The 12,464-nt window shown below is 39.7% G+C and carries 14 protein-coding genes; all 14 read left to right on the top strand.

Annotated features, from left to right (window positions below; all coding sequences use genetic code 11):
* The first annotated feature begins 20 nt into the window (after positions 1-20).
* The gene (locus tag BCM40_RS13945) at positions 21-569 is read left to right on the top strand and encodes a TRAP transporter small permease (RefSeq protein ID WP_065525361.1); all 549 of its coding nucleotides are present in this window, start codon (positions 21-23) and stop codon (positions 567-569) included.
* A 23-nt stretch (positions 570-592) separates the two neighbouring features.
* Complete coding sequence (locus BCM40_RS13940; RefSeq protein WP_065525362.1) at positions 593-1,177, top strand: TetR/AcrR family transcriptional regulator; 585 nt, start codon at positions 593-595, stop codon at positions 1,175-1,177.
* A gap of 96 nt (positions 1,178-1,273) precedes the next feature.
* Complete coding sequence (locus BCM40_RS13935) at positions 1,274-2,020, top strand: 2-phosphosulfolactate phosphatase (protein WP_065525363.1); 747 nt, start codon at positions 1,274-1,276, stop codon at positions 2,018-2,020.
* 13 nt (positions 2,021-2,033) lie between these two features.
* Positions 2,034-2,819, top strand: coding sequence for an enoyl-CoA hydratase/isomerase family protein (locus tag BCM40_RS13930; RefSeq protein WP_065525364.1), 786 nt, complete (start codon positions 2,034-2,036; stop codon positions 2,817-2,819).
* Between the two features lie 20 nt (positions 2,820-2,839).
* Positions 2,840-3,685, top strand: coding sequence for a 3-hydroxyacyl-CoA dehydrogenase NAD-binding domain-containing protein (locus tag BCM40_RS13925; protein ID WP_065525365.1), 846 nt, complete (start codon positions 2,840-2,842; stop codon positions 3,683-3,685).
* 19 nt (positions 3,686-3,704) lie between these two features.
* Positions 3,705-4,748 carry a phosphotransferase family protein gene (locus tag BCM40_RS13920; protein ID WP_065525366.1) on the top strand — a complete coding sequence of 348 codons (1,044 nt, stop codon included), beginning with the start codon at positions 3,705-3,707 and terminating at the stop codon, positions 4,746-4,748.
* Positions 4,749-4,776: 28 nt separating this feature from the next.
* On the top strand, positions 4,777-5,220 hold the full coding sequence (locus BCM40_RS13915; protein WP_238323731.1) for an FAS1-like dehydratase domain-containing protein: 444 nt from the start codon (positions 4,777-4,779) through the stop codon (positions 5,218-5,220).
* The gene (locus tag BCM40_RS13910; RefSeq protein WP_065525368.1) at positions 5,217-5,585 is read left to right on the top strand and encodes a MaoC/PaaZ C-terminal domain-containing protein; all 369 of its coding nucleotides are present in this window, start codon (positions 5,217-5,219) and stop codon (positions 5,583-5,585) included. Before BCM40_RS13915 ends, BCM40_RS13910 begins: the two co-directional genes overlap by 4 nt.
* Positions 5,586-5,634: 49 nt before the next feature.
* Complete coding sequence (locus tag BCM40_RS13905; protein WP_065525369.1) at positions 5,635-6,408, top strand: SDR family NAD(P)-dependent oxidoreductase; 774 nt, start codon at positions 5,635-5,637, stop codon at positions 6,406-6,408.
* Between the two features lie 29 nt (positions 6,409-6,437).
* Complete coding sequence (locus BCM40_RS13900) at positions 6,438-7,961, top strand: class I adenylate-forming enzyme family protein (RefSeq protein WP_083394531.1); 1,524 nt, start codon at positions 6,438-6,440, stop codon at positions 7,959-7,961.
* Positions 7,962-7,973: 12 nt separating this feature from the next.
* Complete coding sequence (locus BCM40_RS13895; protein WP_238323730.1) at positions 7,974-9,365, top strand: short-chain fatty acid transporter; 1,392 nt, start codon at positions 7,974-7,976, stop codon at positions 9,363-9,365.
* Between the two features lie 60 nt (positions 9,366-9,425).
* Positions 9,426-10,607: an acetyl-CoA C-acetyltransferase gene (locus BCM40_RS13890; RefSeq protein WP_065525370.1), complete on the top strand. Its 1,182-nt coding sequence runs from the start codon at positions 9,426-9,428 to the stop codon at positions 10,605-10,607.
* Entirely contained in the window at positions 10,600-11,502 is a 903-nt protein-coding gene (locus BCM40_RS13885; RefSeq protein WP_065527661.1) for an NAD(P)H-dependent flavin oxidoreductase, read from the top strand. Before BCM40_RS13890 ends, BCM40_RS13885 begins: the two co-directional genes overlap by 8 nt.
* Positions 11,486-12,295, top strand: a complete 810-nt coding sequence (locus tag BCM40_RS13880) for an enoyl-CoA hydratase-related protein (protein ID WP_083394530.1) — start codon at positions 11,486-11,488, stop codon at positions 12,293-12,295. Before BCM40_RS13885 ends, BCM40_RS13880 begins: the two co-directional genes overlap by 17 nt.
* The last annotated feature ends 169 nt before the right edge of the window (positions 12,296-12,464 follow it).

The following is a 12,464-nucleotide window of genomic DNA, read 5'->3' as shown; positions in this document are numbered from 1 at the left end:
ATTGAAGGGAGTGGACTTGAGTGAATGGTGTATGGAAAGCCTATAACATTTTTCATTATATAAAACTGGCGGGAATCTGGATTAGTGGTATCAGTGTGCTCCTGATGATGCTAATGATTGTGTACGATGTGACCATGCGAACACTTTTTTCAAGCTCCATCCGTGGAGGGTTTGAGATAATTCAAAATTACATGATGCCGTTAGTAGTGTTTCCAGGTCTTGCGTACGTTTATGCTTCAGGTGTGTTACCGAAAATGGATTTGATTTTAGAGAGATTAAACAAAAAAGCAAAAAAAATAATGATTTTCTTTATGTTGTTGCTTGAATTGTTTGTCCTTGTGTTAATTGTTCAATTCAGCTGGGAATATGCTATGAGCGGTCTTGATCGAAAAACCGCTTTTCCTGCTGCCGGAACATTATATCCGTTATATCCGTTGTTTTTCCTAATTCCTATCGCATTTGCCATGATTGTCATTGAGAATATTTTTATTTTTATTAAAAATATTTTAGATAACAATCCATCAATGGTAATGAGAGAAACAGAAAATAAACCAGAAGAATTGCTTTGAAATTGAATGAGTGAGGTGACAGTATGAGTCTCCGAGAACGAAAAGCAGCCAAGAAAAAAGAAGATATTCTTCGTTCGGCAAGTTTAGTTATTTCGCGAAATGGCTATCAAAATGCCACCATGGAAGACATTGCTGCAGAATTGCTTATGACTAAAGGATCTCTTTATTATTATTTTAAAAACAAAGAAGAGCTTCTGTATAACTGTCATAATTTGATTTTATCCTCAGCTATGGAAAAGTTAGAAAGTATATGTTCCGAAGAAATATCTTCAATGGACAAGATGAAAAAAGTGATAAAAGCACATTTGGACATTGCTATTCGTGAAAAAGAGGTATTTAATCTGATCGTTAAGCCAGAACAACTTTTCTCAGAAGAGAACATCGAAGAAATTATTGAAAAGCGAGATAACTACGCTAAAATTTTCGACAGAATTATAGCTGAAGGTGTAAAAAATGAAGAATTTACTATTTCTAATCCAAAGATGGCTCGCATGATTATATTAGGCGCATCCAACTGGGTGCAAGTCTGGTATTCAGCCGAAGGTCAGTATAGTAAAGAAGAAATAGAAGATATCTATGCGGAATATTTTTTAAGAATGCTTGTATAAGAAGCGAAAAAGAAATTTCGCTTAACAATAATTTTTTTCGTGCTTGCTAAGTACTTGAATTACAGTCAGGCGGAAAAATTAAAGGAATTGATTGCGATGAGAAAGGTCCATGTCATCACCCAAAAAGAAGCCGTTGCAGAAGAAAAGTTGACAGCTTGTACAGCAACCGTCATTGACGTTTTCCTTGCAACATCTACGATTGCTTTTTTACTTGAAAATAACTTCGAGCCCATTTATGCGGTTAAAGACAGTGAATGTGCAATCGAGTTATCAAAGAGTCAATCTGAGCCTCATATTTTGTTAGGTGAGAAAAAAGGAGAATCTCTTCCCGGATTTGGTTATCCTGATCCTGGACTAATTAGAAAAAGCGATGAAAAACAAGGGGCTATCATTTGTTCGACAAATGGCACAATCGCTATCGAAAAAGCGAGTAAAGCAAAGACGTTGTTTATTTCATCTATAGTCAATGGTCATTTGGTTGCAGAGCAAATTCATCTGCAGCAAGATAATTCCTCTATTGTTTTAATTTGTTCCGGGAATGATGATCGTTTTTCAATGGAAGACTTTATCGGTGCAGGGCAAATAGTTGAACATTTGATGAGCAAGGGAGACTATGAATTATCCGATTCTTCGAAGCTCGCTAGAGAGGCTTATAGAGATGCTGAGAAAAGGTCTTTTGTGGATTTGTATGAATGTGAAACGGCTCATTTACTGAAGAAATTTAACTTTCCTAATGCTGTGGAATTTGTTCTTCGCCATCATGAGCAAGTGGATGTTGTTCCGGTTTTTATAGAAGGAAAAATTATCAATGACTATCAAGTAACAGCTACTAAGAAAATGTAAGGGAGGAAAGCCATTGCAGAAAGAAAATTGGACCGTGATTGAGTTGGAAAGGCAGGGGGACGTGGCGGTAGTAACCTTAAATAATCCGCCTTTAAACGTTTTAACAGATGAGCTGTTGAATCAATTAGCTGAAGCTATCAATGATCTTAATCAACAACCAGGCATTCGGGTGGCTGTACTACGAGCTGTTGGAGAAAAGGCCTTTGCTGCAGGTGCAGATATCCGTCAATTTCCAAAATTAACACAAGAAAGCGGTATAGCACTTGTAGAAAAAGGTAAAAAGATTTTTGACAAGATAGAGAATGGAAAACCGGTTATTTGTGCGGTTCATGGACTGGCCCTTGGTGCAGGTTTAGAATTGGTGCTTGCTTGTGATATTCGTATTATCGAAGAAACAGCGAAGTTAGGGCTCCCTGAAACTGGATTAGGTATATTACCTGGTTACGGTGGCACACAAAGATTGGCACGATTAGTTGGTCCTGGAAAAGCAAAAGAGCTGATTTTATCAGGGGAATCGTTGTCAGGGAGACAGGCTTACGAAGCACGCCTTGCAGAAAAACTAGTTCCAACCGGACAAGCTTTTGACAGTGCAATGAAGCTCGCGAGGTCGATTGCTTCAAAAGCACCACTAGCAGTGGCAAATGCTAAAAGAGCAATTGATGAAGGTTTAGAACTAAGTTTAGTTGCGGGGCAAGCGTTGGAGACGCAATTGTTCTCAGAGTTAATCGGAACGCAGGATATGCAGGAAGGTGTAAAAGCATTTACAGAGAAAAGAATAGCTGATTTTCAAGGGAAATAAAGCCTAAAGGAGATGGGTTGATGAAAAGTATAGCAATTGTCGGCGCAGGAATTATGGGGAATGGCATTGCTCAAGTAGCTGCTGAAAGTGATTTTGATGTATTTTTGTACGATGTCGACGCGGTTGGACTAGAACGTGGAGTATCAAGAATTGAAAAGACCTTAGCTAGAAATGTCGAGAAAACGAAAATCGATCAAAGTCAAAGTGATGAAATCAGAAGGCGAATTACTCCAACAAGAAATATCAATGACTTAAAGGACGTCGATTTGGTGATCGAAGCAATCATTGAACAAATTGAACCTAAAAAGAGTCTATTAGCTGAACTCGACAATATTTGCAAACCTTCTACTATCTTTGCTTCTAATACATCAGGATTGAGTATTACCGAAATGGCTAGCTCTGTAAAGCGTAGCGGTAAAGTGATTGGCATGCATTTCTTTAATCCAGTTCCAGTCATGCAGTTGGTTGAAATCATCAGAGGGGAACAAACAACTGATGAAACATTTGAGCTTGCGCATCAAATCGCTGAACGTTTCAATAAGGTAGCTATTTCAGTTAAAGAGGCACCTCTATTTGCAGTCAATCGAATTTTGACTCCGATGATTAATGAGGCAATTTTTGTTTTGTCTGAAGGCATTGCATCGGCGGAAGATATTGACAGAGGCATGATGTTAGGCGCAAGTCACCCAATTGGACCGCTCGCATTAACTGACTTGATAGGCTTGGACACAATGCTTTTTGTAGCAGAGACTTTATACAACGAAACCAATGATTCTAAGTATCGCCCTGCACCTTTATTAAAAAAATATGTGCGGGCTGGCCGTCTCGGCAGGAAATCCGGACAAGGTTTTTTTACATATGACTGATAATCAAGGAGTAGATAAAATGAGTGCAATAGACAAGACAGTCCAACAAATCAACTGGGACAAAGTCGAAGGATATTTACGTAAGTCGATTCCAGGTCTTCCTAAAGAAAAAATGATTGTTCAACAATTTTCAGAAGGCTATTCGAATCTTACATATTTGGTGCAAATGGGGAACTGGGAAGGTGTCCTGAGACGGCCGCCTTTTGGTGAGGTGCCACCGAGAGCACATGATATGGAAAGAGAATACCGTATGTTGGAAAAAGTGAACCCTGTTTTCCCGCTAGCTCCGAAGCCATATATTTATTGTGAAGATCCCGAGCTAATGGACAAGCATTTTTATATTATGGAGAAAAAACAAGGTGTGGTAATCGATGATAAACTTCCTGAATCTTATGGTAGCTCTGAGCAAGTCGGAGAAGCAATATCAAAAAATGTTATCAGTACTTTAGTTCAGCTACAGTCCATTGATTATCAGAAGGCTGGTATGGCTAACATGGGGAAGGCTGAAGGATTTATGGAGCGTCAAGTAAAGGGCTGGGTAAAACGGTATAGTCAATCAAAAACTGAGGAGATTGCTAATCTAGATGAACTTGAACAGTGGTTAGAGGCTCATATTCCAGTTAATCCCGAAACAACAATTGTTCATAATGATTTTAAGTTAAACAATATGGTGCTTGATCAAAATGATCCAAGCAAAGCTATTGGCATTTTGGATTGGGAGTTATCAACTATTGGCGATCCATTAAGTGACTTAGGTTCGACGGTGGCATACTGGGCTGGACCGAGAGATCCGGATATGGGTATTAATGTTGTTACGAATCAGCCAGGGTTTTTCGATAGAAAAGAGTTTATTAAGGAATACGCAAAACAAAGTGGTCGTGATGTGTCTGGTATAACGTACTACGTGGCCTTCGGTTTCTATAAGCTCGCTGTCATTTTACAGCAAATCCATTATCGGTGGAAAATTGGAGAAATCGATGACGATCGATTTAGTGATTTAAATAAAGCTGTTTCAAATTTAATCGATATGGCGAATCAGACTAGAAATGGTCGATTGATTTGATAGGAACTCCTGAGAAGAAGGTGGAATGATGAGTGGACAACCAATCATTTTTAATTATGCACCGTTTTTAATCGAGTCAGGAAAAATAAAGGAATTTGCAAAAGCCTTACAACTAAATAATCCAGTATACCTTGACGAAGAGATAGCTAAGTCAGCTGGCTATCGCGGGATTCCTGCACCTCCGACTTTTACCACTGTCATTGATTTTTGGAATGATCGGAGCTTTTATCAACTATTTTCAGATTTTCTGAAACTGAATCCGAATAATGTTCTTCACGGTGAGCAAACCTATGAATACTATAAAGTAATGGTGGTCGGAGATACCATTTCGGCGCAAGTGAGACTTAAAGATCAATTTTGCAAAAAAGGGAAAAACTTTTTTCTCTTGGAAACGGTTTATAAAAATCAATGGAATGAGACCGTAGCAATCGGTCGGGCTACAATCATTGAAATGCTGGAGGTGAATTCATGATTGAACTCCCGACAATCATCAAAAACCCCATTGCACCAATTGATCTTGTGAAATATTCAGGGGCTTCGGGCGATTTCAACGAAATCCACACTGTTCCGGCAGTTGCACAAAGCCAAGGGCTTTCTGGAATAATTGTCCATGGCATGTTCGTCATGGGCTGGGCAGCTGCAGCTATAGAAGAATGGTTTCCAAATCAACAACTTAAGTCATTAAGCGTTCGTTTTCAGGCCGTCACTCATACGGAGACGGTGTTGAAGATAACTGGAACGATGCTTACTGAAAATGAAGGGGAAGTTTGGATCGAAGATAATCAAGGAAACTCGAAATTAAAAGGTGCTTTTGTTTTGAAAGATAGTCAAAAGTAATTTAAGTTAACGGAATATTCATTCTTATTAGAGGGGTTGAGTAGTTATCTTGCAAAATTATGTATATCCAACATTCGATTTGACTGGTAAAAAAGCGGTAGTTACTGGAGGAAGTAAAGGCATTGGTTTCACGATTGCTGCTGGTCTAGCACATGCAGGAGCAGAAGTACTTATTACCGGAAGAAACGAATCGGCTTTGATAGAAGCTACCGATGAAATGAAGAAGCAAGGATATCGAGTTTCCTGGAGAGCTTCTGATGTCACAACAAAAAAAGACGTGGAGGAGCTATTCGATTATATAGATGATGAGTTTCAACAAATTGATATTTTGATTAATAACGCGGGTATGAATATCCGGAAATCATTGATTGAAGTAGAAGAAGAAGATTGGGATAAAGTTGTCGATACTAATTTAAAAGGTGCTTTTCTTGTGGGACAGCAGGCTGCCAAAAGAATGATTAGCCAAAAAAGTGGTCGTATTATTAATATTTCATCGATTCTTGGGAAAATAGGAAATCCGTTGCAGACGAGCTATGCAGCTAGTAAAGGAGCTATCGATCAGTTAACAAAAGTTTGGGCAGCTGAATTAGCAGAGCATGGGATAACCGTAAACGCTTTGGCACCTGCTTACATAATTACACCTATGACTGAACATTTTCTGCAAGATGAAGAGCGGTTGGAGAAAATTATCAATCGAACTTTGATGAAAAGAATGGGACAAGCAGACGAAATGATTGGGCCCGCATTATTTTTTGCTTCTGATGCCTCTACTTATGTAACCGGTCAAATTCTTTATGTGGATGGAGGATGGACTGCGAACTAAGAAATAGGATAGAAAGATTGGGTGATTAAATGGAGTATGAAGCTGTTTCTAAATTGTTGACAGCAAGATGTAAAGAATATGCCAATAAAGAGCTTTTAGTGGTTGAAGACAAAGATGGCGATGTGGAAAAACTGACTTATCAGGAGTTTCACGAGCAGGTTGGGAAACTAGCACAAATATTGAACAAGAGAGGTATTAAAAAAGGTGATAAAGTGCTATTGCATCTACCTAATGGTAGCGCTTTCATGAAATCCTGGTTTGCTATTTTATCTATTGGTGCTGTAATGGTCCCAACAAATATTCTGTCACCTAAAGAAGAGATAAAGTATTTAGTAAGTCATTCTGAAAGTAAGTTGATTATTACTGAAAAGGCGTACGAAGACAAATTTTTAAGTTTTCAGCTTCCATTGCTATTTTCACGGCTAGAAACTGGGCAAGAGGGAACTTGGCTAGAAGGTGAAATGGAGAAGGTTGCTCCATTAATCGATTTTCCGGATTTAGCAACACAAGACGAAGCAGCAATTCTTTATACTTCAGGAACGACTTCAAAGCCGAAAGGCGTCGTACTGACGCACCAGAATTACTTACACACGGGGAAACAGATGGCACAAACACTTGGCTACCAACAAGAAGATCGCGTATTAATTGTTTTGCCAATGTTCCACGGTAATGGTCAATACTATATGGCAATGCCTGCACTTTATGCAGGAGCCAGTATTGCGATCACTGAAAATTTCAGTGCTACAAATTATATTAAGCAGGCGAAACGGTTGAAAGCAACAGTAGGTTCACTTTTTTCAGCTCCTATTAAAATGATTTTGAAAAAAAAATATGATTCTGAAGATGTTATGAACCCTTTAAGACTTGTCATATATGCGCAGTCACTGACAAATCAGCAGTATGAAGATTTTCTTACTAAGTATCAAGTTCAGCTTCGGCAACTCTATGGCATGACCGAGACCATCGCTATACCATTGATGAATCCAATAGAAAATCTTCAAGACCATGTCAGCATTGGCAAAGAAGCTTGCGGATATTCGGTTGTTTTAAGAGATGAAGAAGGACGTGAAGTTGCGACAGGTGAAGAAGGTGAAATAACGGTTTATGGGGAGCCGGGTATAACGATTATGAAAGAATATTATAAAAATCCATCAGCAACAGAAGAGACAATTCGTGATAACTGGCTTTATACAGGAGATATGGCGAAAATTGATGAAACTAGTGGACTTTTTTATTTTGTAGATCGAAAAAAAGATATGATGAAACGTTCAGGAGAAAACATAGCAGCCGGAGAAGTAGAAGCGGTTATCAACGAACATAACGCTGTATTTGAAAGTGCTGTTATTTCTGTTCCGGACCCAGTGTACGAAGAAGCCATTCATGCTTTTGTGATTTTAAAGGAAAATCGAGAACTTATACCAGACGAATTACTAGAGTGGTGCCGCGAGCGTTTAGCGAAATTTAAAGTGCCGCAAGAATTTCATTTCACTGAAGATTTCCCACGAACTTCAGTGGGGAAAATACAGAAACAACAGATGAAAAAATGGATTTAAGGGGGAAACGCGATGAGTAAAGTGAAAAGTATAGAAGAAATGGAAAGAGAAAGAGTATTGGAAGCGAGTAAGAATAATCCGCTCGCTAAGCTGGCAGGGTTATTTTCAAGAGTTGCAGAACGTTGGCTACCTGATGCGTTTGTATTTGCTATTATTTTAACAGCTATCGCTTTTATCGCAGGAGTAATTTTTACAGAAGCAAGCCCTTTTGACATGATGACTTATTGGGGCGATGGATTGTGGGGCCTACTAACATTTACAGCTCAAATTATCACTACTTTTGTTTTAAGTTACGCTTTAGCATTGACGAAGACCGTATCGAGAGCTCTTGAGAGAATTGCATCTATTCCAAAGTCTCCAAACTCTGCCATTTTAATGGTTACGTTTACTGCATTGGTAGCGTCTCTAATTAGTTGGGCATTTGGGTTAGTAGTTGCCGGAATTATCGCCAAATTGGTTGCTAAGAAAGTTCGTGATGTCGATTATCGTGTACTTGTGGCTGCTGGTTACTCTGGTTTTCTAATCTGGGAAGGTGGTTTATCTTCTTCTCCAGCATTATTTGTTGCAACAGCTGGGCACGTATTTGAAGGTGAAATTGGATTGATCTCTATTTCAGAAACGTTGTTGTCCGCAGTTAATATTGCTATTGTGGTGGTTTTATTTCTAACGCTTCCGTTCGTTATGCGTTTAATCCACCCGAAAAATCCAAAAGATCGCTATATAGTTGAACAGTCACGTTTAGAGGACCCTAAAGTGGAAGAAGATTCGTCAAAAGAAACAAATTATCCAAATGATAAAATTGAGAAAACACGTCTTATTCCTCTCATTGGTGGTTTTCTTGGAATGAGCTATTTAGTCAACCACTTTATTACTAATGGATTTTCATTGGATTTAAACACTGTAAACTTACTATTCCTTACAGCCGCTTTATTAATGTTCTCAAATGTGCGTGAGCTGACTCAAGGCTTGGTGAAATCCGTTAGCAGTGTCGGGCAATTCGTGCTGCAATATCCATTTTATGCGGGAATTATGGGAATGCTAAGTGCTTCCGGATTAGCGGTATTGATCTCCAATTTCTTTATTAATATTTCGACAGAAACAACGTTACCATTATTTACATTTTTATCGGCGGGAATTCTGAATATCTTTATCCCGTCAGGCGGTGGACAATGGGCTGTCCAAGCTCCGCTAGTCATTCCAGCTGCACTCGAAATGGGGGTTGATCCAGCAAAAGTTGTTATGGCTGTGGCATGGGGCGATAGCTGGACTAACATGATTCAGCCTTTCTGGGCGATTCCACTGTTAGCAATTGCAGGTCTAAAGATTCGGGACATCATGGGATATACAATGATTGCATTAATTTATGGAGGCTTAGTTATTGGAGCTGCTATGCTCATTTTCTAAAGTTATGATAGAAAATAAGATGAAGAAAGAAAAGAAAGAAAAGAAAGGGGAAATAACAGTATGAATAATATTTACTTAATAGATGGAGCAAGAACCGCTTTTGGCGGATTTGGAGGAGCATTCGTCAATACGGATGCGACTGAACTTGGAGCGGCCACGGCAGTTGAGGCGTTAAAGCGGTCAAATGTCAAAGCAGAAGATATTAATCATATTTTTTATGGGAATGTTATTCAATCTAGCGTGAATGGCGCTTATGTTGCCCGGCATATTGGGTTAAAAGCGGGTGTGCCAAAAGAAGTTCCAGCGCTCACGTTAAATCGTTTATGTGGATCGGGTGCTCAAGCGGTCGTGACAGCCGCGCAGCACATATTATTAGAAGAGGCGGATTTGGTGTTGGCAGGAGGGGCAGAGAACATGTCGATGTCTCCATATGCTAGTTTTGATCAACGCTTTAGTAAATCGAAAATGGGTAATATACAATTTGAAGATATGTTAACTGCCACATTGACGGATCAATATACCGGAAGCGGTATGGGTATGACAGCAGAAAAGCTAGCAGAGCAATACAATATCTCGCGTGAAGAACAAGATGCTTTCTCTGTGCAGTCTAATCAGCGAGCAGCACAAGCAGTCGAATCTGGTAGATTTGCAGAAGAGATTGTAGCGGTCGAGGTGAAAACGCGTAAAGGTGTTTTAATAGTAGACAAAGATGAACATATTAAACCAGACGCAAATGAAGAAGCTTTGGCAAAACTTCGTCCTTCGTTCAAAAAAGAAGGTACGGTGACGGCTGGGAACGCTTCAGGTATTAACGACGGAGCAGCTTCACTCGTTATAGCGAGCGAAGCTGCTGTAGACAAGCACGGCTTAAAACCAATGGCGCGTATTGTCTCTTGGGGAGTAGTAGGAGTAGATCCGACGATTATGGGCATTGGACCAGTGCCGGCGATTAAACAAGCGTTAGAACGTGCTGAGTTGACTGTTGACGATATTGATTTATTTGAAGTGAATGAAGCATTCGCGGCACAATATTTGGCAGTGGAAAAAGAACTTGGGTTAGACCGAGAAAAAGTTAATGTCAACGGCGGTGCAATTGCATTAGGACATCCAGTTGGAGCAAGTGGTGCACGTATATTATTGTCACTAGCTTATGAGTTGAAACATCGTGGCGGAAAATATGGAGTAGCGAGTTTATGTATTGGGGGAGGACAAGGAATTGCGGTGGTGATTGAAAGTGCTTAAGCTACCGGTTATTGTGGCACCAATGTTTTTAGTATCAACTCCTAACATGGTGGTCGAAGCATCAAATGCAGGTGTTATTGGAAGCTTTCCTCTACTTAATGCTCGGCCGGTAGAAACTTGCGCTTCTTGGTTAAAAGACATAAAAAAAGCGCTTGGCGAAAAGCCTTGGGCAGTAAACTTTATTTCTCACCGCGGTTCGAATAAGCGCTATGAAGAGGATTTTGAATTGATCCGTCAATATGAGCCGCCAATTGTTATTACGTCACTTGGTTCCCCAGAAGATATGATTGAAGTTGTTCATGCTTATGGAGGATTAGTTTATTCGGATGTGGCTAATGTAAAGCATGCAAAAAAAGCAGCATCCGCAGGAGTAGATGGACTAATTCTTGTTTGTTCTGGAGCAGGTGGCCACGGAGGTACGATTAACCCATTTGCTTTCATCGCAGCAGTTAAAGAGTTTTACAGTGGTACCATTATTTTAGCCGGGTCATTGTCAACTGGAGCAGACGTTGCTGCAGCTAAGTTAATGGGAGCAGATTATGCCTATATGGGCACACGTTTTTTAGCGGCGGAAGAAAGTAATACACCCGAAGAATACAAACAAATGGTCATCGATTCTTCAGTTGAAGACATTCTTTATACCAATTCATTTAGTGGAGTACCGGCAAATATATTAATCCCAAGTTTAGTGAAACAAGGGATCGATCCGAAAACGTTAAAACCGAAAGAAGAAGTTGATTTGTCTCATTTGGTTAATGCAAAAGCTTGGCGAGACATTTGGTCGGCAGGTCAAGGTGTGACAACTATTACAAAACGGCAGAATACGAAAGAAATAGTCGACCAACTGCTAGCTGAATATGAGGAAGGAGTGGCTATGCTTGTACGAAACGATTAAAACAGAACTTCAAGATGGGGTTATGACTTTGACGTTAAATCGTCCAGATCATATGAACGCCTATACGGAAAAAATGAGCGAAGAGCTTTTGCACTTTTATAAAAACGTCAATGAAGATGATGACGTGCGTGTTATTATCGTAACCGGAAGTGGACGAGCTTTTTGCGCTGGAATGGACTTGTCTGAAGGAGGTTCTACTTTTTTATCAGAGCAATCTTCAGAAGACTACCGAGACCTTGGTGGTCAAGTCAGTCTTCAAGTATATGAAGTCAATAAGCCAATCATTGCAGCGATTAACGGACCGGCTGTTGGGATCGGCATGACAATGACATTGCCGATGGATATTCGGATTGTTAAAAAAGATACAAAAATCGGTTTTGTGTTTGGTCGACGGGGTATCGGACCAGAAGCTGCATCGGGGTGGTTTTTGCCGAAAATTGTAGGGATCGGTAAAGCCCTTGACTGGACATTGACTGGCCGCTACATACCAACTACTGAAGCTGTAGAAGCAGGATTGATGCAATACGAATCGGAAGATCCACTTGCAAAAGCCTATGAAATTGCTCAGGACATTGTAGAGAACACTGCCGCAACTTCAAATAGTTTCACACGCCAATTACTTTGGAAGATGATGGGGCAAGACCATCCATTAGCGTCGCATCTAGTGGAATCTAAATTTCTCCATTGGGCTGGACAAAATGCAGATGCTACTGAAGGTATTCAGTCATTTGTTGATAAAAGACAAGCGGAGTTTCCGATGAAAGCTAGTGAATTGCCCAGTTTTTTAAAATGAAGTGAAGAAGTTAATGCAATTGATCTGAGAGACTAAACGTTACGCCAAAACGTTTAGTCTCTCTCTTTTTTGTCTAAACAAGAAGAAGAAGAAGTTCGTTTATCATTTCAAATAAGTTATTAAAGTTTTACTATAAGCAGAACATTTTACATTGTATACCCCCGGTGGT

The organism is Planococcus donghaensis (genome assembly GCF_001687665.2).
Taxonomy (GTDB): Bacteria; Bacillota; Bacilli; order Bacillales_A; family Planococcaceae; genus Planococcus; species Planococcus donghaensis.
This window is presented reverse-complemented; position numbering and strand designations above follow the sequence as displayed.

Bases quoted from the DNA above. Each gene is read 5' to 3' on its own strand.
- BCM40_RS13895 (WP_238323730.1), top strand. From the start codon at position 7,974: ATGAGTAAAGTGAAAAGTATAGAAGAAATGGAAAGAGAAAGAGTATTG.
- BCM40_RS13910 (WP_065525368.1), top strand. From the start codon at position 5,217: ATGATTGAACTCCCGACAATCATCAAAAACCCCATTGCACCAATTGAT.
- BCM40_RS13900 (WP_083394531.1), top strand. From the start codon at position 6,438: ATGGAGTATGAAGCTGTTTCTAAATTGTTGACAGCAAGATGTAAAGAA.
- BCM40_RS13920 (WP_065525366.1), top strand. From the start codon at position 3,705: ATGAGTGCAATAGACAAGACAGTCCAACAAATCAACTGGGACAAAGTC.
- BCM40_RS13925 (WP_065525365.1), top strand. From the start codon at position 2,840: ATGAAAAGTATAGCAATTGTCGGCGCAGGAATTATGGGGAATGGCATT.
- BCM40_RS13935 (WP_065525363.1), top strand. From the start codon at position 1,274: ATGAGAAAGGTCCATGTCATCACCCAAAAAGAAGCCGTTGCAGAAGAA.
- BCM40_RS13890 (WP_065525370.1), top strand. From the start codon at position 9,426: ATGAATAATATTTACTTAATAGATGGAGCAAGAACCGCTTTTGGCGGA.
- BCM40_RS13915 (WP_238323731.1), top strand. From the start codon at position 4,777: ATGAGTGGACAACCAATCATTTTTAATTATGCACCGTTTTTAATCGAG.
- BCM40_RS13940 (WP_065525362.1), top strand. From the start codon at position 593: ATGAGTCTCCGAGAACGAAAAGCAGCCAAGAAAAAAGAAGATATTCTT.